At 46.5% G+C, this 19,669-nt stretch carries 20 protein-coding genes; 6 read left to right on the forward strand and 14 right to left on the reverse strand.

Annotated features, from left to right (window positions below):
* The first annotated feature begins 2 nt into the window (after positions 1 to 2).
* From GXP69_RS05935 to GXP69_RS05945, 3 genes are all read left to right on the forward strand, one after another.
* Positions 3 to 743: a metallophosphoesterase family protein gene (locus GXP69_RS05935; protein WP_163913406.1), complete on the forward strand. Its 741-nt coding sequence runs from the start codon at positions 3 to 5 to the stop codon at positions 741 to 743.
* 97 nt (positions 744 to 840) lie between these two features.
* Positions 841 to 2,025, forward strand: coding sequence for a serine hydrolase domain-containing protein (locus tag GXP69_RS05940; RefSeq protein WP_163913407.1), 1,185 nt, complete (start codon positions 841 to 843; stop codon positions 2,023 to 2,025).
* Positions 2,026 to 2,029: 4 nt separating this feature from the next.
* Positions 2,030 to 2,767 (forward strand): class I SAM-dependent methyltransferase, encoded by a 738-nt coding sequence (locus GXP69_RS05945; protein WP_163913409.1) that lies wholly within the window; start codon positions 2,030 to 2,032, stop codon positions 2,765 to 2,767.
* Here the strand turns inward: GXP69_RS05945 and GXP69_RS05950 are convergent, their stop codons facing one another.
* The 6 genes from GXP69_RS05950 to GXP69_RS05975 all read right to left on the reverse strand — a co-directional run bounded on the left by GXP69_RS05950 (position 2,768) and on the right by GXP69_RS05975 (position 11,276).
* Positions 2,768 to 3,628 (reverse strand): DUF4846 domain-containing protein, encoded by an 861-nt coding sequence (locus GXP69_RS05950; RefSeq protein ID WP_163913411.1) that lies wholly within the window; start codon positions 3,626 to 3,628, stop codon positions 2,768 to 2,770.
* Between the two features lie 67 nt (positions 3,629 to 3,695).
* Positions 3,696 to 4,361, reverse strand: a complete 666-nt coding sequence (locus GXP69_RS05955) for a hypothetical protein (protein WP_163913413.1) — start codon at positions 4,359 to 4,361, stop codon at positions 3,696 to 3,698.
* 105 nt (positions 4,362 to 4,466) lie between these two features.
* Complete coding sequence (locus GXP69_RS05960) at positions 4,467 to 7,766, reverse strand: amidohydrolase family protein (protein ID WP_235925572.1); 3,300 nt, start codon at positions 7,764 to 7,766, stop codon at positions 4,467 to 4,469.
* A 163-nt stretch (positions 7,767 to 7,929) separates the two neighbouring features.
* Positions 7,930 to 9,363, reverse strand: coding sequence for a hypothetical protein (locus GXP69_RS05965; protein ID WP_163913415.1), 1,434 nt, complete (start codon positions 9,361 to 9,363; stop codon positions 7,930 to 7,932).
* A 121-nt stretch (positions 9,364 to 9,484) separates the two neighbouring features.
* Complete coding sequence (locus GXP69_RS05970; protein ID WP_163913417.1) at positions 9,485 to 9,934, reverse strand: hypothetical protein; 450 nt, start codon at positions 9,932 to 9,934, stop codon at positions 9,485 to 9,487.
* 40 nt (positions 9,935 to 9,974) lie between these two features.
* Complete coding sequence (locus GXP69_RS05975) at positions 9,975 to 11,276, reverse strand: M20/M25/M40 family metallo-hydrolase (RefSeq protein ID WP_163913419.1); 1,302 nt, start codon at positions 11,274 to 11,276, stop codon at positions 9,975 to 9,977.
* Between the two features lie 84 nt (positions 11,277 to 11,360).
* Between GXP69_RS05975 and GXP69_RS05980 the strand changes: the two genes are divergently transcribed.
* A complete protein-coding gene (locus tag GXP69_RS05980; RefSeq protein WP_163913421.1) occupies positions 11,361 to 12,416 on the forward strand; it encodes an AI-2E family transporter in 1,056 nt (351 codons plus the stop codon).
* On the opposite strand, the gene GXP69_RS05985 is transcribed toward GXP69_RS05980, so the two are convergent.
* Positions 12,413 to 12,979, reverse strand: coding sequence for a GNAT family N-acetyltransferase (locus tag GXP69_RS05985; protein ID WP_204281931.1), 567 nt, complete (start codon positions 12,977 to 12,979; stop codon positions 12,413 to 12,415). The genes GXP69_RS05980 and GXP69_RS05985 overlap by 4 nt on opposite strands.
* 139 nt (positions 12,980 to 13,118) lie before the next feature.
* Here GXP69_RS05985 and GXP69_RS05990 point away from each other — a divergent pair, with 139 nt between their 5' ends.
* On the forward strand, positions 13,119 to 13,697 hold the full coding sequence (locus tag GXP69_RS05990; protein WP_163913422.1) for a porin family protein: 579 nt from the start codon (positions 13,119 to 13,121) through the stop codon (positions 13,695 to 13,697).
* A gap of 81 nt (positions 13,698 to 13,778) precedes the next feature.
* Here the strand turns inward: GXP69_RS05990 and GXP69_RS05995 are convergent, their stop codons facing one another.
* Both GXP69_RS05995 and GXP69_RS06000 read right to left on the reverse strand, forming a co-directional pair.
* Entirely contained in the window at positions 13,779 to 13,979 is a 201-nt protein-coding gene (locus GXP69_RS05995) for a helix-turn-helix transcriptional regulator (protein ID WP_163913424.1), read from the reverse strand.
* Positions 13,976 to 14,446: a hypothetical protein gene (locus tag GXP69_RS06000; protein WP_235925573.1), complete on the reverse strand. Its 471-nt coding sequence runs from the start codon at positions 14,444 to 14,446 to the stop codon at positions 13,976 to 13,978. The genes GXP69_RS05995 and GXP69_RS06000 overlap by 4 nt, the downstream gene beginning before the upstream one ends.
* A 218-nt stretch (positions 14,447 to 14,664) precedes the next feature.
* On the opposite strand from GXP69_RS06000, the gene GXP69_RS06005 reads away from it, so the two are divergent.
* Positions 14,665 to 15,633: a YpdA family putative bacillithiol disulfide reductase gene (locus GXP69_RS06005; protein ID WP_163913425.1), complete on the forward strand. Its 969-nt coding sequence runs from the start codon at positions 14,665 to 14,667 to the stop codon at positions 15,631 to 15,633.
* Between the two features lie 221 nt (positions 15,634 to 15,854).
* Here the strand turns inward: GXP69_RS06005 and GXP69_RS06010 are convergent, their stop codons facing one another.
* The 5 genes from GXP69_RS06010 to GXP69_RS06030 form a co-directional block, all read right to left on the reverse strand.
* Complete coding sequence (locus GXP69_RS06010) at positions 15,855 to 16,529, reverse strand: pseudouridine synthase (RefSeq protein WP_163913427.1); 675 nt, start codon at positions 16,527 to 16,529, stop codon at positions 15,855 to 15,857.
* A 28-nt stretch (positions 16,530 to 16,557) separates the two neighbouring features.
* Complete coding sequence (locus GXP69_RS06015; RefSeq protein ID WP_163913429.1) at positions 16,558 to 17,166, reverse strand: GNAT family N-acetyltransferase; 609 nt, start codon at positions 17,164 to 17,166, stop codon at positions 16,558 to 16,560.
* Between the two features lie 859 nt (positions 17,167 to 18,025).
* A complete protein-coding gene (locus GXP69_RS06020; RefSeq protein WP_163913431.1) occupies positions 18,026 to 18,469 on the reverse strand; it encodes a hypothetical protein in 444 nt (147 codons plus the stop codon).
* 12 nt (positions 18,470 to 18,481) lie between these two features.
* Positions 18,482 to 18,919, reverse strand: coding sequence for a hypothetical protein (locus GXP69_RS06025; protein ID WP_163913433.1), 438 nt, complete (start codon positions 18,917 to 18,919; stop codon positions 18,482 to 18,484).
* Between the two features lie 35 nt (positions 18,920 to 18,954).
* Positions 18,955 to 19,494 carry an RNA polymerase sigma factor gene (locus GXP69_RS06030; RefSeq protein WP_163913435.1) on the reverse strand — a complete coding sequence of 180 codons (540 nt, stop codon included), beginning with the start codon at positions 19,492 to 19,494 and terminating at the stop codon, positions 18,955 to 18,957.
* Positions 19,495 to 19,669: the final 175 nt, after the last annotated feature.

The raw sequence follows: 19,669 nt of genomic DNA on the forward strand, positions 1-19,669 counted from the left end.
GGATGGATAAAAAAAGGAAGAAAACCCGCATTGCAGCGGTTGGCGATATACACGTTCGGGAAACAGACAAAGGCAAGTGGACAGACTATTTTAAGGATGTATCGGCAGATGCGGATGTGCTGCTGATCTGCGGCGACCTGACCGACCACGGCCGTGCCTCGGAAGCCGAGGTGCTGAGCCAGGAGCTACGTGCCTGTTCAATACCTGTAGTGGCAGTGTTGGGCAACCATGACTACGATCAGAATGAACATACCGAGATCAGAAAAATTCTGGCAGAGGCCGGCGTGAACATGCTGGATGGTGATATGATTGTGCTAGAGGATGTGGGCTTTGCTGGAGTAAAAGGCTTTGGTGGCGGTTTTAACCGTGCCATGCTGGCCATGTTCGGAGAGCCGATGATGAAGCAGTTTGTACAGGAAGCTGTGGACGAATCGCTGAAACTGGATGGCGCCCTGTCGCGGCTGGAAACGGAACATCCTGATCTGCCAAAAATTGCTGTGCTGCACTATGCGCCTATTTCAGCAACTATAAAAGGTGAGCCCGAAGCCATTTACCCTTTCCTTGGGTCGTCGCGTTTAGCGGAGCCTTTGGAGCGGCGGCAGGTGTTGGCCGCTTTTCACGGGCATGCGCACGTGGGCACTCTGCAAGGCGAAACAGCCAAGGGGGTAAAGGTGTTTAACGTAGCCAGGCCATTGTTGCAAAAGCTGGATAAACCGCTTCCGTATTATGTACTGGAGGTGTAAACTATAAAATTTAAAAGCGGCCACTTGTATACACAGGTGGCCGCTTTTGCTTTCGGCAATTCTTGCCTACATTTAGTATCTAAACCGGATACAAACTATGCTCTTCAGAAATACCGCGCTCGTGGTTATGCTGATGCTTGGCTTTACAGCATGCCAGCAGCCACAGCAAACCACAACCCCAACTGCTCAAACACAAGCTGCCGAAAATAAATACTATTACCCGGGCAAAGGCGATAACTGGGAAAAGAAGAACCCAGAAGAACTTGGCTTAGATGCCACGCTTCTGCAACAGGCCGTGGAATGGGCCAAAACCCAGGAAACCACCCAGATCGAAAAAGACTTCTCTACCCAGAAAGAAATATTCGGAGAACCGCTTGGGCCACTACCAGCCAGCAGAGCCAACACCAACGGCATTATCCTGAAAAACGGCTACATTGTGGCAGAGTGGGGCGATACCGAAGCTGTAGATCCGACCTACAGTGTGGCTAAAAGTTTTTTGTCTACCATACTTGGCCTGACGATAGATCGGGGCATGATCAAAAGCATAAACGACCCGGTAGCAAACTATGTAAACGACGGCGGCTATAGTTCGGAGCAGAACAGTAAGGTTACCTGGGAGCAACATGCCCGCCAGACCAGCGAATGGGAAGGCGAACTATGGGGCAAAAAGCATGACTTTGTTGGTAAAGAAGCCTTCGGGCGCGGAGAGCGCAAGTCACGTGAGCTGCAGGCGCCGGGCAGCTACTATGAGTATAATGATGTACGCATAAACCGCTTTGCCCTCTCGCTGCTGCGCCTGTGGGAGAAACCACTTCCGGAAGTGCTAAAAAATGAAATAATGAACCCGATTGGAGCCTCTGAAACCTGGCAGTGGGTGCCTTACCGCAATTCTATAGTTGAGATAAACGGCAAGCAAATGCCATCGGTAAGTGGCGGTACGCGCTGGGGCGGTGGCCTCTGGATAAACACCCGCGACGAAGCCCGTTTCGGATACCTGTTCCTGCGCAACGGCCGCTGGAAAGACAAGCAACTGCTCTCTGAGAAATGGGTTAGGGAAGCTACTACCCGCGGCTCCGTTGGCCCGGATTATGGCTACCTGTGGTGGCTGAACACCGAAGGCAAAGCCTGGCCCGATGCCCCAACCACCAGCTACGCAGCCCTGGGCGCCGGCCAAAATACAGTATGGATTGACCCCGAGCACGACATTGTTCTAGTTTGGCGCTGGCACAATGGCAACCCAAATGAGCTGATAAAACGGGTACTTGCTGCGGTAAAGGAGTAGCCTGATGGAAAGGGATATCAAACCCCAAAAAGCTAAAGCAGATGACATCTATTCGAAAGACTTTGTTTCTGGTCTTTTTGATAGCATGGCAGCAACTTATGGTGTTACCAATTACTTCGCATCTTTTGGGTTTGCAGAGCGTTGGCGTCACCAGTTTATCAAACAGCTGCCGGATCACCCTTACCTGGAAGTCGGATATGATATGATGACGGGCATGGGAGAAGTCTGGGCATCGTTCGATAACAGATTTAAAGGAGCTGAAATAATTGCGCTTGATATTTCACCTGTAATGCTGGCCAAAGCTGAAAAGCGACTTCATAAGTATGAATTAACCATTACAGTTGATCAGGTTGATGTACTTGCTAACTCCATTCCTGATAATTCAGCAGACTTCATTGTCTCATCTTTCGGGCTGAAGACTTTTAACAAAGTCCAGTTAGGTATGCTGGCTGATGAAGTGGCGCGTATACTCAGGCCGGATGGGGTTTTCTCTTTTGTAGAGATTTCTGTGCCTCAAAATGTACTAAAGCCCTTTTACATGTTCTACCTGAAGCATGCTATCCCGGTTATCGGCAAACTGTTTCAGGGCAATGCAGAAAATTACCGGATGCTGGGGAAATATACAGCTAAGTTCAAAGACTGCAGGCTCTTCCACGATCTGCTTTCCGAACGTGGATTAGATGTGAAGTACAACAGTTACTTCTATGGATGCGCTACAGGCGTATCAGGAAGAAAGCTATAGTTACTTAAACCGCTTTAAGTGGCTTTTCTGAAAGGTCCACTCCGGTGTTAATAAAGGGCCGTTAAACTTTGTGCTATACCAGGGGCTAAGCTCCGGGTTCATGGAGTTCTGGAGTATTTGTATTTCCTGAGCGGGCATGTAGCTTTGGGCTAGTAGAAAGAGCTTTTCGCCGGTTTGTGTGTTTACAGCCATATCCATAATTATAACGGCATGCCCCGGACTTCCGCCTTTTATAAACACATCACCGATCTGTATCTCATCTATAGTTACAGGCTTCATTTCCTTTTCTAAAGAGAGCGTGCCGGCATAGGTAAACACAATTTTCAGGTAATCCCTAAACGAACTATAGTTTGTAGCCGGAGCTGCCTTTTTAAACCAGTTTACATCATTGCCTTTCACGTTTATTCTGTAGCCCTGCTGCCATTTGCTATAGTTTGCCGTAAAGCTGCTAGTAAAGTTGAAGTGTATAGAATCGTAGCTTTTCTGGCTGTACAGGTACTCCGCTCGCAAACGCATAATCGCATCTGCGCACTGTTGCAGGTCATAGTTACCTACATCAATATCCAGCACGGCATCATACACTCCATCGTTAGGTTTTACTTTGCCATTGTAGTAATGCACCACCGCACCATGTGGTTTCAGCTTGAAGTTCTGCAGATAAGCCTGGAAAGAATTTGCCTGTGCTCTAACCCGGGTAAAGCCAGTCGGAGCCGGATACCTTTCTGTTATCGTTTCACCAGACGGATTAACCTTTACTTGTGGTGCCGTCACTTCTTCCGTGGAGATATCCTTTACTTGTTCAGCATTGGAGTTGCAGGCAGTGAGCAATAGTAAAAGGAGAGAGGTGAGGCAGCGCGTCATAAGTTTGTCGTTTTATGGAAGATAATATAACCAGATAGCTTCAGTGTAATTAGAGCGTTTGTAATTGCTAATTCTTGCTCGTATTAAGTTCTTTTCTTAGATGATTTATTTCTTTCTGCAATGATTCGAGGTGGTCAGGAATACTCTGCAGCTTATTATGAGTAATACTTACATCAGTTTCGTTAACAAGCCTTCTAAAAGAAGTGAGGGAAAAGTTAAAATATTGGTGCTGTTTTCTACTAGATTTTAATTTTTCTGTAAACGATATTACTCCCGAATACTCTAAATCTGAATCTTTAAATTTATTATAAAAGCTAGCAACTCCATCTAAAAGAGTAGAAACACTTTCATTTTTCCCAAGCACAAGGATATCATATTTTTTAGTGCCTTTACTAAAAGCAAATGTCTCTTCTTTAGAATTAATAATTGGATTATGCCACTCAACAGAAATATTATAAGCGGGATTTTCTCCATGATTTTTAATAGTTATCAAGATCAACCCTGATCTATCTATAAAATTAGGCTGTATCACTAACTGGGGTCTTTGAGCCAATGTTTGATGGTAAAAAGTATCATAGGCAATCCATGCAGATATAACTGCAATTGTTAAGGATATAGTTGCTACCACTGTTTCCCAATCTTGATTTAGAATTCTATAGATTGTTAGTGTTAATGATGCAACAATTACAATCATAAAACTCAATCGGATCAAACTTGCTTTGTTAATGTTCATTTGGAACTTATTAATTTTATATAATAATGCTAATTAATTGTTATATAAACAAAACAGGCTGCTCCAGATGGGGCAGCCTGTTTGCTATAGTTTGAAATTTAATTCTTAGTGGCGGCAGGTGCAGTGCTCACCGGCTATGCCTTCGAAGCGGGTGTTGGTGCCTTCGTGCCAGTCAAATGCAGTGGCGGTACGGCTGTTTTCCCACCAGAACTTGCCTGGCTGCTTGTTATAGTTGCCGATCTCAGCCATAGTAGCTGCATCGTATAGACGGCCATTCACCATCGTATATTTCACGTGCTCGGTGTTCTGGATGTTCTCCAGCGGGTTCTGGTCCAGCACGATCAGGTCGGCCAGTTTGCCTTCTTCCAGCGAGCCCAGTTCCTTGCCCATGCCAATGTACTCAGCACCGTTCAGGGTTGCTGCGCGAAGTGCTTCCAGGTTGGTCATGCCGCCTTGCTGCAGCATCCATAGTTCCCAGTGTGCTCCTAAGCCTTGTAGCTGCCCATGAGCACCCAGGTTTACTTTCACACCTGACTTAGCCAATTTTGTAGTTGCTTCTGATGTCAGGATATGGCCATTTTCGTATTCCTCATCTGGTACCAATGTAACGCGGCGTGAGCGGCCATCGATTACAGAACGAGGTGAGAATTTCAATAAACGCTCTTTCTCCCAAACGTTTGTTTTCTGGTACCAGTAGTACTCACCTGAGTTACCAGCATAGTTCACGATCAGAGTAGGCGTGTAGCCTGTCTCAGATGCCTTCCATACATCAACCACGTCTTTGTAAAGCGGGGCAACCGGAATGTTGTGCTCAATACCTGAGTGACCATCCAGGATCATACTCATGTTGTGGAAGAACGTAGAACCACCTTCCGGTACCACGGTCATATCCAGTTCGCGGGCGGCCTGAATTACCTGCTGGCGCTGCTCACGGCGTGGCTGGTTGTAGCTCTTCACCGAGAAACCACCAACTGCCTTAATACGGCGCAGGTGTGAACGGGCATCGTCCAGGCTATTGATCACGGCTTTAAAGTTACCGTCGGCACCATAAAGGATGGTACCAGTAGAGTAAATGCGCGGCCCGATCATGTTACCGGCTTTCACAGCTTCAGACTGGCTGAACACCATTTCTGTAGTCGATGACGGGTCGTGCGTTGTGGTAACGCCGTAAGCCAGGTTCGTGTAGTACGACCACTGCTTCTGCGGGCTCATGCCGTTACGGAACGTGCCTAAGTGCGCGTGTACGTCCACTATACCAGGCATAATGGTTTTGCCAGCAGCGTCAATCACTTTCGCATCTTTCGGAACGGCTACGTTTTTGCCAACTGAAACTATACGGTTGCCTTCCACAACTATAGTACCGCCTTCAATCACTTCGTCGCCTTTCATGGTAATGATGCGTGCGTTCGTGAAAGCTACTTTACCTTCCGGTGTATCTGTTTTCAGCACAAGGCCAATTTTAGTACCAGTCGTATCGATTGCAGGAAGTTTATCAGGAGCACCTTCTACAAACGAGAAACGGTTTTTGATGTCGTTTGAGAAGTACTCATCGCCCAGCACCCAGTTTATTTTCTTGCTATCGCCAGACCAGTGCAGGCTTGTACCGGCGTCGCGGGTAAAGCGGGCAACCGGAACAGCTTTGGAATCAGCGCTTAGGTCCATACCAGAACCGTTTGCAGTAAACGGAACTACGTAGCCATTAAACAACTCTACAAACGCCAGCCATTTGTTGTCCGGGCTTGGGTAAAATTGGTCTGTATACTTCGAGGTGTAGTGTGTCTGCTCTTCTTTTCCGTTCAGGTCCACACTCTTGAAAGCAGATTTGCCAGCTTCATAACCTGTAAAGAAAATGCGGTCAGAAGTAGCGTTGAACTGTGGGTTCGACCCGCTTCGCTGTACAAAAGTAGGGTTCTTGCCTTCAGCGGTCATGTAGTAAATACCACGCTCGTTACCGTGCGCAAAACCCATGTGGTTGTTACCGCCTTCTTTGTTATAAACTATAAACTTACCGTTTGGCGAGAACGAAGCATTGGTGTAGAACCCTTTCTCAGCAGTAAGCTTAGTTGGCTTGGCATTCTTTTTACGGATATCCAGCTTCATCAGCGCGCTATAGTTGTCGTCGTTCCAGGTAGAGTAAACGATGTGCTTACCATCTGGCGAGAAAGCTGGGTAGAACTCGAAATCAGTGCCTTTGGTGATGCGCTCCGGCTTGCCGTTTGGCAATTCCTTTTTATAGATGTGGCCGGCGGCGTTGAATACCAAAATTTTTCCGTCTGGAGAAGTTACCGCATGGCGGATAGCTTTAGCTGTAAACTCTTTCGGAGATACGCCCCCGTTCTTGCTGAAATCATGACGCACTGCATCAGCAATGTAATGCGTGGCAGTAGCCTCAAACGGGATGTTGGTTACTTTCTGGTTGGCTACATCTACTTTGTTGATCTTGCCTTGTGCCCAGTATACTATGCTCTTGTTATCTGGTGTCCAAGAGAAAGACGGATACAGGCCGAAAATAGCCCATGCTTCCTGCTGGTCTTTGCTCAGGTTATCAACTATAGGCCACTGCTCTCCGGTTTTCAGATCCTGAATAAACAGCACTGATTTGGTACGCACGCGACGTACAAAAGCAATGTGCTTGCCATCCGGGGAAATAGTTGGGCGAACAGAACCACCGTTGCCGGTAACTATATTTTCGATCTGGCCTGTGTTGCGGTCCACTCTGCGGATCACATAAATCTGGCCGTTCGGGTCTTTGTTGTATTCAAACGTAGTACCACCGCTCATGTCTTCAGAGAAGTACACGTACTTACCGTCTGGCGATACAAATGGCTCACCAGCGTCCTGCTGGTCGTTTTTACGTTTGGTTAGCTGCACGCCTGCGCCGCCTGTGCGGTGGTACATCCACATCTCACCGGCACCCAGCGAGCGGGTATTGGTAAAGTGCTTTCTGGCGATCAGGTACTGGCCATCCGGCGTCCATACAGCGTTGTTCAAAAGCCTGAAGCTCTCTTTTGTGATCTGCTTCGCATCCGAACCGTCGCGCTTCATGATCCAGATGTTGTCGCCGCCACCTGCATCCGAAGTAAAGGAAATAAACTTGCCATCCGGGCTGAAACGTGGCTGCACTTCGTACGCGCGTCCGCTGCGCAACAGTTTTGCTTTGCCACCCGAAATCGGCATAATGTAGATATCGCCGAGCATGTCGAACACGATCTCTTTGCCATCCGGACTTACGTCCAGGCTCATCCAGGTGCCTTCGTCGGTGGTTACGGTTACTTCTTTCTCTGAACTATGAGGGGTATCCACAGTCCACTTCTTGTCATCTTTTTTGTCCTGAGCCAGGGTAGTGCTTACAGGTAAAGCAAGCGCGGCAGCCAGGAACATACTCAGATAAGTACGTTTATTCATGGTAGGGTGAAATTGGTTAGATTGTCGTTTACCAAAGATACTAAATAACACCAGTGAATAAAGAGCTTTAGCTGATTATGTATGATTTCGGGCCTGGGGTACCTTTGTAAACCTTCGCGCACTTAGTGGTTAAGTTTTACCGCAAGGTGCGCGAAGCTATAGTTCAGAATTTGAGCTTGCCGAATTTATAGTAGCCTATGCCTGACCCCAGCACTATAAACTCTTTGTTGTTGATTTTGTAGGCTGATGTTGGCACCAGGTAGAAGTCCTGGTGGCGGCCGGTTTGGGTATTGCGCAGCGGTCTTACGGTAATCTTCCCGTCAGGAGCCACTTTTGCCAATACAGGAGTTTTAAGAACAGCTCTTGAGGTTGCGATCATGATCTCGTCCTGCTCGTTATAGTTGTATTCAAAATCGAGGTATATGAGTTTTACCGTATCCTGGGCAGTGGTTGCAATGTATGAGCCCAGCCTCACCTGGTTTACATCACCTGTCTGGTGTTTGTTAGCGCTTGCAGTGTATAAAGCCTCACCATTCTGGTCAAAAGCAAAGAGCAGCACGTCATCGGTATGATGTTGATTTCTGTCTAAAGTGTAAACCTCTCCGAGCAGTACGGTATGGTTGCTGTTTAGCGGCAACAGATGTTGTAGTTGCAGGTAACGTAGGCGCTGGCTATGATCTTTGTCTGGTTTATAGGCTTTATAATCGTGCAGAAAAAGGCTGTCGATGGGAGCATAGTGGTGTATATAGTTGCGGAAGCGGCCTTTGGGGAAACGGTAGTAAAAAGTGCCTGTTGGCTCCGGAGCTAAACTGGCTACAAAAGGTGCCGGTACAGTTAAGCCTGCAACTATAAGGTCCTCATTCATAATTTCCATTTTGGCCTGTAGCGGGCGCAAAGCGGTGCTGCCCACGGGTTGTATGGTATTTCTGCCGCTTCTGCCATCGAACCGATACAGGAAAAAAGCTGCCTCGGGGGAATTGGAGGCCGGAAGTTCAGAGAGCACAAATATGTTTCCGGTTGCGGAGATTTGCATTTCCTTTATGAGACCTTTCAGGTGCAACTCAGCGGTCCAGCTTGGCTTAAATGAACCCTGATAGAGCATGACATCTGTTTGTTGTGGTTCTGCCTTTTGTTGCAGAATAAGCAGCAAACGGGTTTCTCTGGTTTGGGCGTGTATAGTTGCATCAGGGGTGGTACTGGCCAGGGTGTGAATGGCGGGCATGTAGTTGCCTTTTGCATCAATCTGCTGGGCGTAAATGATTTTTCTATAGTTTTCCGTAACCGATGATAAGAGGTATATCTGGTGGTTCAGCACTACCAGTTCTTCGAAGGCTGCACGCTTGCCTTCTGGGCTTAGCGGGGCAATGGCAATTGACCAGACACGTTGGTTGCTTCGGTTATAACGCTCCAGGGTAATTTGCCTGTTTTCGGTGTAGCGGGTATAAAAGGAGTTTTCGGAGCCGGTGCCAATTACCTGTAGCTGGTTCAGATTGCGGCTGTTGTGTGGTATTTCAGGTCCCCAGGCTATAGTTGGCTCCTGCGCCAGAGCCGGACACATGCAGAGGACCAGTACTAAAACGCGTAAAAATCTCACCATACAGCCAACAAAATGTTAACGCCAACTTATGTTGTACGCACCAGCAAATAAGGAGATTAAAAGTTGTACAGGTTTGTGGCTAACGGTATTAAATAAAGAGACACAACTTAGTGCTGCGTCTCTATTTGTTTTGGAATATCTTCTGAATAGCTGCTTCTAATTTTGGAAGGTCGGCTTGGTTAGTATGGAATCTGGTTTCGTAGGTGAACTCACCTTTATACATGACTAACTTCGAGTAACTGATAGGAATGAAACTATCAGCTTTCCACCACACATCTTTAAGCATTTTATCAGGTGTTTCCTTTATAATCTCAGCGTAGTCCAGGTTGTTTAATCTGTACTCTTCCTTAAAGAAAAATGGTCTGATAAAGTAAAAAGTAAGTGTATCGCCCTTTAGTTGAACAATACTATCGTGATAGTTGGTAAATACATGGATCAGAGTACCAGAAACTATACCAAGCAAAATTGGGAGCAGGAGATTATCAATTAGATAAGAAAACAGGATTACACAAACTATAACCTTCAGGAATAAACTATAGAAGTTAGCCGGTAATCCTGTTCTTAAAATCATCTGTGATATAATGATCTTTAAATTACCTTAATCACTGGCCTTATTGTACCTGTGCCTTGTCCACACGGGTAGGTGTTTCCTTACCGAAAACTACGTCGTAAGAACCCAGCGCAATGCCTTTTATCATGCTGGTCAGGTGGGCCATGTCCAGCATCTCAAATTCGTCGTTTACGGTGTGGTAAGTTTTATCCTGGTCTATCTGCACTGATGAAATGGTGTGTGCCGGAACACCCAATCGTGCCAGCGTGGCGTTGTCTGATCGGTAGAACAGGTTCTGGGTTGGGTAAGGGTCCTGGTGGATGCTGTAACCAGAGCCATTGAGGCGTTTCTGCATCAGCTCCCCTAAATTCGATTTATCAAATCCGGTCATGTAGGCGCTGTTCGGGCCGAACTTTGATGGTTTTCCTACCATTTCGATGTTGAACATCGCCACGATCTGGTCTGGGTTAAGCTGTTCTGAAAAGTACCTGGAACCGAAGCCGCCCATTTCTTCAGCTGCAAAGGCAACAAAAAGGATGGTGCGCTCAGGTTTACGCTGTTTTTTGTAAAAGTCGGCCAGCATCATCATGGCTGATGTTCCGGAAGCATTATCGTCGGCACCGTTGGCAATAGAGTCGCCATCTATCGGTTTCTGAATGCCGATGTGGTCGTAGTGACCGGAGAACACGACAAACTCGTCTTTACGCTTACCCTCGATCATGCCCACCAGGTTGGTAAGCTTCAGATCTTCAACCTTATTTTCCAGTTCTACAGCATAATCCTGAAGGTGCGTCTGTTCAGTCAGTACAAACACTTTGCTGGCCCCTCTGCCCATTTCCTGTACTATATTTCCGCGCGTAATGTAGCGCTGATAGTTTGCAAAAGTAGCGGCATGTTTCGGGTGGATCAGTACTAGAGCATCTTCCTGCAAACGGATGGCATGCATCAGGGCGTCGCGACTATTTTCGTTTTCTCCGATCGGGATGATGCGACGCTCACTGTTTGCTTTCCAGCTTAGCTGTTTGTGTGTACTTGAGGCAAAAACCTGCTCAGCAGCTATCGTTGCGCCGTTCAGTTTTACTTCCAGCTGGTGCGGGGTAAGGCGGTATAAGGTAAAGGTCTGTTTAAAGCTATCTGTACCAGGCAATGGCTTTAGTTTAGACTTTTTAAACTCTGAGGCTATAAAATCTGCGGCTTTATCGGCGCCTGGCGTAAAAGAAGCACGCCCCAGCATATCGTCGTCGCTAAGCGTTTTAACTAAACGGGTTGTTTTTTCTTGGGTAATGGATTTAAGGTTTTGGGCCACTACGCTCCCGGAAAGGCAAAAAAGCAATGCAGGCAGCGCTATAAAATGTTTATTCATAGTACAGGTTTGGTTATAGTTTAGTAGTTGAAGGTTGTTATATTAGGGTGTTGCTATACAACAGGACAACAAGATAAGAGTTTTATGGATACTGGCACCAAAGTGAACTGGCTAAAATTACTGCAATTCATTGTATTGGGTGGTGTAGTGCTTTATGTTGGCCGTTCGCTGTTTGTGCCGCTCAGCTTTTCGTTGCTGATCAGTTTTGTACTGTACCCGATTTGCCGCTGGCTGGAAAGCAAAGGCTGGCCGCGCTGGATAGCCATTGGACTGTGCCTGCTGGTACTGCTGGTTATTTTTGTGGGGTTGGGCTGGTTGTTGTTTAACCAGTTGCTGCGCCTGATAGATGAATGGCCTAACCTGCAACACAAACTACTGAACGCTTACCAGGACCTGAGCCTGTACCTCGAGCAAACAGTTGGCATAAAAGTTAGCCGGCAGGCTGTGTGGCTGGAGGGGCTGAGCAATAACCTGGGTGCTAACCTGCTGGGGATGCTGCGCGATGTGGTGTATACTTCGGCAGTATCGGTGGTGTTGGTCGTGCTCATTCCGTTGTATGTTGCCCTGATCCTGTTTAACCGCGAGCAACTGGCAAAGGCGCTTTTTTCACTTTTCCCGGCATCAGAGTACAACAAAATCAGAACTATCCTGCACGAAACGATCACTACCTACTATAACTTTATAAAGGGAATGGCTATCGTTTATGTTATAGTTGGGACACTGAACACTCTTGGGCTGCTGATTCTGGGAGTACCGCATGCGCTGTTCTTCGGAGTGGTAGCCTCAATTCTTACCTTTATCCCGTATGTGGGCATTACAATTGGCGCAATTCTACCCATGACGGTAGCCTGGATAACCTACGACTCTGCCTGGTACCCGATGGGCGTGGTGATTGTGTTTGCGGTGGTGCAGTACCTGGAAGCGAACCTGATTTTTCCGTGGGCGGTGAGTTACCGGCTACAGGTAAATATGCTGTTTACGTTGCTGGCTATAGTTGCGGGTGGCATACTCTGGGGCGCATCGGGCATGATTTTGTTCATCCCGTTCCTGGCAATACTTAAGCTCATTGCCGACAAGCACGAAAGCATGAAACCTATTTCCATATTACTGGGCGCAAACGAGAGGCCACGCAAAAGTTAATTCATTTGCTGTTGTGCCTGCCACTCTCTTTTAAGTAAACTATACACGCGCAGGTCGTGAAAATGCCCGTTCAGCAATTCGCCTTCGCGCTCAATACCTTCCAGGGTAAAGCCCAGCTTTTCAGGGATGTTGCTGCTGCGGTGGTTACCTATGGCCACTTTTAGCTGCACACGGTTCATGTTCATATGCTCAAAAGCGTGTTGCAGCAGGCGGCTGCAGCTGCGGCGCATAATGCCTTTGCCCTGCTGGTGCTCGCTCAGCCAGTATCCGATCTCCAGTTTGTGGTTAAAATATTCAATCGCCTTAAACCCGATCAGGCCCACCACCGCTTCTTCAAAAATTATCACGAAAACCTTATCTGCAGGGTTGGAAACGATTGATTGCAGATACAGGGCAGTATCACTTTGCTGCCGGGTAAGGTCCACGAAAGGGAGCCATTCGCGCAGGTAAGTGCGCTGGGAATCGATGATCTTATAAAGCGCAGTAGCATCATCAACTGTAACCGGGCGCAGGTACAGGTCAGGAGCAATTGTAAGGATGTTGGATTTAAAAGGCTTTTCCATAGTTTGATTCGTATAAATGAAGGTCAGGTGCATGCATTAAGCCGAAGCGGAAGAACTGAACATTTGCTTTGGCTTATAGTTTAATTTAAAGAAGCATAACTATACAAATATGAAAAAAAATATACAATACTGGCTAATAATGACTTTTCTATTACTAGCCTTTCAGCCTTTACAGGCACAGGATGAAGGCCCTGAGCTGCGATGGGGAGCCAAAATAGGTGTAAACCTTGCCAGAATATCAGACGACCCCGGCCTGCAGGACATGGATACCGGGCTTGGAACGGAGTTTGGTATTTATGGGCGTATCGGAGACCGGTTTTACATACAGCCCGGCCTCGACTTTATAACCTATAAATCACACATCATCAGAACAGTGCAGCCACGCCCCGGTGAGCGCGATGCTTTTGTTACCCATTACCTGCGTGTTCCGGTATTAGTTGGTTACCGCACCAATTATGAAGGCAGCGTACTCTCGCACCTAAGGTTTTTTGCCGGACCGGCTTTCGCTTATAATGTGGGAGTTAAAGACAATAACCTGAATGTACGGCGCCGCGATGTACGGAATGCCCAGTTTAGTTTGAATGGTGGTGTTGGTTTCGATATCCGTTTCCTGAATTTTGATGTTACCTACCACCACGGCTTAAGGACCATGTTTAATGATAATAATGCCGAAGGAAAAACAAGAGCTTTTTCGCTTACGGCAGGAATTGCATTTTAAGGCAGCTTATAGTTTGATTTGGTACAGTTAAACCAGAGGTATCCGTGCTAAACCTATAGTTAACACGGATACCTGCACGGTTCAATCTGTTTCTTCCAGGGTAAAAATGTCTTCTACTTTCCGATCGAAAACGCGGGCAATTTTTAAGGCCAGCACCGTGGAGGGCACATATTTACTGAGCTCCATGGCATTTATAGTTTGCCGGCTCACGCCTATCTTTTTGGCTAGTTCTTCCTGGGTAAGGTTATGGATGGCCCGCTGCACTTTTAGCGTATTTTTCATGCGTAAGAGGCTTTTGCTGAACGATAAAGCAGGAAGTTGAACCTGACAAGAAAAATAAGCAGCAAGGTAAGCATGTTGAGCAGCAACACCTGGTAAAACGCCAGTCCGTAAATAAACAGCACCGAAAAGATCAGGAAGCCATAGTTTATGTAAGTGGCCCAAAGCAACGACTCCAGCCTGATCTGTGAAATATACTCGTCTTCGTCTTTCTCTCTCGAAAAAGCTGCCAGCAAGCCGCCAATTATAGCCGTAATAGCTACTACCTCATCAAAAATGTTATTCTCAATAAGCCGGAATGCTTTTGCAGGCTCAAAAATGCCACCATCGTAAAGGGCAAAAACGGTGGTTTCTAACTCAAAAAGCGCGTTGTCGGATAAAATAGCCAGGAAGCCAGCTATCAGCGAAGGTACCAGCATAATCCAGCCCAGCATCTTATACCGGTGCGGAAATAGGAAACGTGTTTTCATGGTTTTATTTTGTGATGTAAAGAATACTTTACAAATGTAAAGCTTGTTTTACAAAAGTCAAGTTCATTTTACATTTTGTTTAATTTTTTTACAAGGTATTCTGTAAAGCCTGGGAATTTAGAGGCGAGTGAACTATGGGTACTGGCGGAAAAATTAACAAACTATAGCTGGATGTATAAACTTAGGGCGCGTATAGTTGTTGAACAAGAAAAGTAAAATTGGAGACATACGATATTCTAATAATAGGGGGAGGCCCCATTGGACTGGCCTGCGGACTCGAAGCTAAAAAAGCCGGCCTGACATACTTAATTGTAGAGAAAGGTTGCCTTGTAAATTCGCTGTTCAATTACCCGCTCAACATGACCTTTTTCTCTACTGCCGACAGACTAGAGATTGGTGGTTACCCGTTCCCGAGCATCTACCCAAAACCTAACCGCGCCGAAGCACTGGAATATTACCGCAAAGTAGCTGAAACCGGAGAGCTTGACATTCGCCTGTTCGAAGAAGTACTGGCTGTAACTACAGAAACGGATGAACTGTACCAGGTAAGCACCAGCAAAGCAAACTATAAGGCAAAGTATATCATTGTAGCTACCGGCTTTTACGACATTCCTAACCTGTTAGGGATAAAAGGAGAGGAGTTGCCCAAAGTACGTCATTATTACTACGACCCACATTATTACTATAAGCAAAAGATGTTGGTAGTAGGGGCCAACAACTCTGCCGCCGATGTTGCCCTGGAAACCTACCGCAAAGGCGCTGAGGTAACTATAGTTGTGCGGGAGCCGGAACTAGGGAGCATTAAATACTGGACAAAGCCGGACTTGGAAAACCGCATTTCCGAAGGAGCCGTGAAAGCATATTTCAGTTCCAGGTTACTGGAGATACGGGAAAACGTGGTAGATATACAAACTCCTGAAGGTGTGGTAACTATAGCAAACGATTTCGTAATGGCCATGACCGGTTATCAGCCCAATTTCAATTTCCTGAAAAAGCTGGGCATTACGCTGAGCCACGATGCACTGAAACACCCCACACATAACCCCGAAACCATGGAAACCAACATGCCGCGCATTTACCTGGCCGGCGTAGTTTGTGGCGGCATGGACACCCGTGTCTGGTTCATCGAAAACTCAAGAGTACACGCCGAAAAAATTGTGCAGCATATTATAGGGGCAAAGGTATAACTATAGAATTGCATTAATGCTGTCAAAACTACAGTCGCCACTATACTATAATACTATAGTAATGTCAAAAATCCCCTCTTGGGAGGGGTAGGGGTGGGTAATATAGCCAGCACTATTACAAGCTCTGTCTCTTCGAGCCAGTTGAGTTACAAACTCAACTTCATAAGTAGGCAAGAGTTACAAAACCGCGCCAGCAGAAGAGTGAAGCATTCAACCTACAGTTATCCCTTATTTGGCTTACGGAAGGGGCGGCTGGAGTTCTGGCGGCTATCGTAATGGCGGCCACCAGTGGATTTCTTGTTAAGCGGCCTGGAATAACTGCTACCTGCTACAAGGCTTTTCAGTTTACTTACTTCTTCAGAAGTGAGCTCCCGGTACTCACCAGGCTGCAGATCGCCTAATGTTAATGGGCCAATACTTGGGCGGATCAGGCGTAAGGTTGGGTAGCCTATAGCAGCTGTCATGCGGCGCACCTGCCGGTTCATGCCCTGCGATATCTTAATCTCTACCCAGGTAGCAGGTATATTCTTCCGAAAACGGATAGGAGTGGAGCGTTCCCAAACCTGAGGTTCCATTTCCAGAATGCTAGCTTTGGCTGGCGCCGTTTTAGTACCTTTTATAGTTACGCCACGTCTCAATTCTTCCAGAGCTTCTTCAGTTGGCACGCCATCTACCTGCACCCAATAGGTTTTCTCAATCTTAAATTTAGGGTCTGACAACCGATGTTGTAAGGCCTTGTCATCCGTCAGCAACACCATGCCCTCGCTGTCGTAATCCAGGCGCCCAACCGGGTAAATGTCATGTACTTTAACGTAGTCTTTCAGGGTAGCTCTTCCGGTTTCGTCAGTAAACTGCGTGAGCACCTCGTAAGGCTTATTCAGAATGATGTACTTCAAGTTGTAATTATGTATTATAAATTAAGAATTATGAATTAGATGTTGCAACCTGGCTTTTAATTTGAGCTGCCTGTAACTTCTCAAACTCAGGGAGCAGTAAAGATAGGGAGAGTGAATCTTCGTTGATGCCATCTACAACATAATGGCCGCGCGCGTTTCCTTCCACAGTAAAGCCGTAATGTTTCAGGAGTTTAGCCGATGGAATGTTATACTCCGCTATGTAAGCTTCAATGCGGTACAGGTTCATCTGCTCAAAACCATATTTCAGAATAGCTCCTAAGGCTTCCTTCATGTAGCCTTTGTTCTTGTCTGCGTCTGAAAATAACTCATAGCCAACTTCGGCGCGGCGGTGTGTGGGCACCCACGTATGGTAGCCACATTTCCCTAGCACGCGACCTGTTGCCTTCTCCAGTAAATGGAAAGACTTGAACGTGGCAAAATACGTCACCATACCCAGCGCATACTTTTCGCGTTCCACCTCTACTTCTTTGCTGGTAGTAAAACCCAGGTACTCGGCAATGCGCGAATTATTGAACTCCGTAAACAGGTACTGATACACCTCCGGGTTCAGTTCGCGCAGGTAGAGCCGTGGAGTTTCCAGGCAGGTTTGATTCGGTAAAAGCAGCTGTCTTTTCATAGCGCAAGGGGTTAGTAAACAAATATACTCAGATTAAGCCGGTGTTGGTTGTAGAGTAGGTGATAAGTTGTATTTATTGCTCTCCAGACCAGTGATTGAGATCTAGTCTGAACCGCATATTAAAGGGGAAGTGGATGAATTTATTTGATTAGGGCTATTGCTATAGTTGAGGCTATAGTTCCATAGTTAAGGATGTCTAACCACCCCTCAGAGCTACGCTCGCTACCTTCGAAATCGCTTCTTGGTAGTCTAAGGCGGGGAATTCCTTCTGCTATTACTATAGTTATCGATATCGTTCTATAGTTGGCAATTAACCCACCCCTACCCCTCCCAAGAGGGGAATTCTGCCTATGGTATAGTTGCTCTATCAATCTATATTTCCAGACCACGAGCAGGCAGGCGCAGCCTGCCCTAAGAAACTATAACCACGGAAAGACTACGAGCTATAGTTGATCAATTAAACTATAGATGAGCTATCGATTGATTTCAGTCTTTGGGTTGAGCGCCTTGTAGATTTCTGGTGGCGTAGCCATTGTGACGATAGGAGCAAAAGAAAGGTACACCGCGCGATGCCCGAAGACGAGGCCCCGCGGCCGTGAGCGCACGAAGCCAACTATAAAACAGTAGGCTGGTAGAGCTCCCAGGATTAGTGGTAACTATAGCATTAACTGCTTGTTCACGAGTTGCAACTATAGTTTGCTACGGGACATATAAGATGTCTCGACTAACGCTCGACATGACATACCGGTTAACTATAGGCAAAAGTTAAGATACAAATCTGTTATAAAAACAAAAGGCATCACCTTTTAAAGCGACGCCTAATGCCTTTTCAACTTAGCCAAAAATCTTATCTAAAATTTTATTTAGAAGCCCGGTTATCGTCCAGGCGTTTTAAAAGCAGTTTTGTGAAGTCACGCTCACCACGGTATAGTTTGATGAGCTGCTTGTATGAAATAACCCGAAGGTACTTGGCAGCATATTCCTGCTCCAGGGCAAGCTCTTTTTCGCGTGTTGCAAACATGCCATCAATACGGGCTTTTGCTTCCTGGTCTGAGAGGGCATCCACATCCTGGCGGTAGCCACTACGATACGACTTCATCAGGTCGCGACGTCTGCTTTCGTACTCGTTATACAGCGGCCAGAATTTTTGTGCCTGATCCGCAGTAAGCTCCATTTTATCGGTTAAGAAGGCAACCTTGGCAGCTTCCACACGCTCATTCGACTGACGGTTGTCCTGGGCCAATGCGGTAGTGCCGGCAAAGGTAAGGGCACAGAAAATCAGTAGAAAAAAATAACGCTTCATACGCTGGGTGAATTAGTAATCGGTATCTCTTAAGTGGTAGTATTCTAGTTCTGCTTCGGCATCGGCGGCACTAACATTCAGGAAATCTGCTGTCAGTTCCTGGCGTTTTAGTGCGTTTAGCTCGGCCAGATCAGCGCTTTCCACGGTGCTGTAGGCAGTCAGGTAATTTACTATGTCGGCATCCGGTACGTTGGCCAGGTTAAATTGCTGCTCCGTCTGCGACTTATCAGCAAGATAGAAAACACCAACAAAAAGCACCAGCAACACAAGCGGAGCCATTGCTACACGAACCGTTTGCCACACCTGTACCGGCAACCACTGACGCGTAGGCGCAGCAACTGTACGAGACATAATGCGGGTCGGCAACCGGTCAAAATAATCTTCCGGCACCTGGTACACATTGTGTTTGGGCAAGTCGCTCAGGTTAAAATCTTTATGCTTAATATTCATAATCTTCCTGTTAGATGGAGTTTGCTTCCAATAGTTTAATCCTGCTTCAGGAAATCTTCAATTTTTTTTACGGCCAGGTGGTAAGATGCCTTTAAGGCCCCTACCGAAGTACCCAGAATTTCCGAAATCTCTTCGTATTTCAGGTCGTCGTAATACTTCATGTTAAACACCAGACGCTGCTTGTCAGGCAGTTTGAGCAAAGCTTTCTGTAGTTTCAGCTGTATTTCGTCGCCGCTGATCTGTGGCGACGAATCTATTTTCTCGGATAGCTCGGCGGCTACGTCGTTGATAGGTAAAAAGAACTTTTTCTTTTTGTTCGACAAAAAGGTAAGACACTCGTTGGTGGCAATACGGTAAAGCCAGGTATAAAGCTGCGCATCCTGCCTGAAATTCTCCAGGTTCTTCCACACCTTCAGGAAAACTTCCTGGGTCAGGTCGTCGGCGTCGTCGTGGTCTATCACCATCTTGCGGATGTGCCAGTACACTTTTTGCTGGTACTTGCGCACAAGTTGGTTAAAAGCCAGGTTTCGGCTGTCAGGGTTGGCAAACTTTTCTAATATCTCTTTGTCTTCCACTTTTACAGGGAGCAGGGAACAGTAAGCAGTTACTGGCTTTTGTGTGTTGTTATTACAGTAGCTTTAAAATTAACTGATTTCAGTTAGAGTTTATAGTTGGGTGTGCAATTTTATGGCTTGTTTTAGAGTAGTTTATTGTAGAGAAGCAGTTGATGAGCGAATTGTTGTGCAGTTT

This window comes from Pontibacter burrus (assembly GCF_010686685.1).
Taxonomy (GTDB): domain Bacteria; phylum Bacteroidota; class Bacteroidia; order Cytophagales; family Hymenobacteraceae; genus Pontibacter; species Pontibacter burrus.

Coding starts and splice junctions, on each gene's coding strand:
- GXP69_RS05935 (WP_163913406.1), top strand. CDS start 3: ATGGATAAAAAAAGGAAGAAAACCCGCATTGCAGCGGTTGGCGATATA.
- GXP69_RS05940 (WP_163913407.1), top strand. CDS start 841: ATGCTCTTCAGAAATACCGCGCTCGTGGTTATGCTGATGCTTGGCTTT.
- GXP69_RS05945 (WP_163913409.1), top strand. CDS start 2,030: ATGGAAAGGGATATCAAACCCCAAAAAGCTAAAGCAGATGACATCTAT.
- GXP69_RS05950 (WP_163913411.1), bottom strand. CDS start 3,628: ATGACGCGCTGCCTCACCTCTCTCCTTTTACTATTGCTCACTGCCTGC.
- GXP69_RS05955 (WP_163913413.1), bottom strand. CDS start 4,361: ATGAACATTAACAAAGCAAGTTTGATCCGATTGAGTTTTATGATTGTA.
- GXP69_RS05960 (WP_235925572.1), bottom strand. CDS start 7,766: ATGAATAAACGTACTTATCTGAGTATGTTCCTGGCTGCCGCGCTTGCT.
- GXP69_RS05965 (WP_163913415.1), bottom strand. CDS start 9,363: ATGGTGAGATTTTTACGCGTTTTAGTACTGGTCCTCTGCATGTGTCCG.
- GXP69_RS05970 (WP_163913417.1), bottom strand. CDS start 9,934: ATGATTTTAAGAACAGGATTACCGGCTAACTTCTATAGTTTATTCCTG.
- GXP69_RS05975 (WP_163913419.1), bottom strand. CDS start 11,276: ATGAATAAACATTTTATAGCGCTGCCTGCATTGCTTTTTTGCCTTTCC.
- GXP69_RS05980 (WP_163913421.1), top strand. CDS start 11,361: ATGGATACTGGCACCAAAGTGAACTGGCTAAAATTACTGCAATTCATT.
- GXP69_RS05985 (WP_204281931.1), bottom strand. CDS start 12,979: ATGGAAAAGCCTTTTAAATCCAACATCCTTACAATTGCTCCTGACCTG.
- GXP69_RS05990 (WP_163913422.1), top strand. CDS start 13,119: ATGACTTTTCTATTACTAGCCTTTCAGCCTTTACAGGCACAGGATGAA.
- GXP69_RS05995 (WP_163913424.1), bottom strand. CDS start 13,979: ATGAAAAATACGCTAAAAGTGCAGCGGGCCATCCATAACCTTACCCAG.
- GXP69_RS06000 (WP_235925573.1), bottom strand. CDS start 14,446: ATGAAAACACGTTTCCTATTTCCGCACCGGTATAAGATGCTGGGCTGG.
- GXP69_RS06015 (WP_163913429.1), bottom strand. CDS start 17,166: ATGAAAAGACAGCTGCTTTTACCGAATCAAACCTGCCTGGAAACTCCA.
- GXP69_RS06020 (WP_163913431.1), bottom strand. CDS start 18,469: ATGAAGCGTTATTTTTTTCTACTGATTTTCTGTGCCCTTACCTTTGCC.
- GXP69_RS06025 (WP_163913433.1), bottom strand. CDS start 18,919: ATGAATATTAAGCATAAAGATTTTAACCTGAGCGACTTGCCCAAACAC.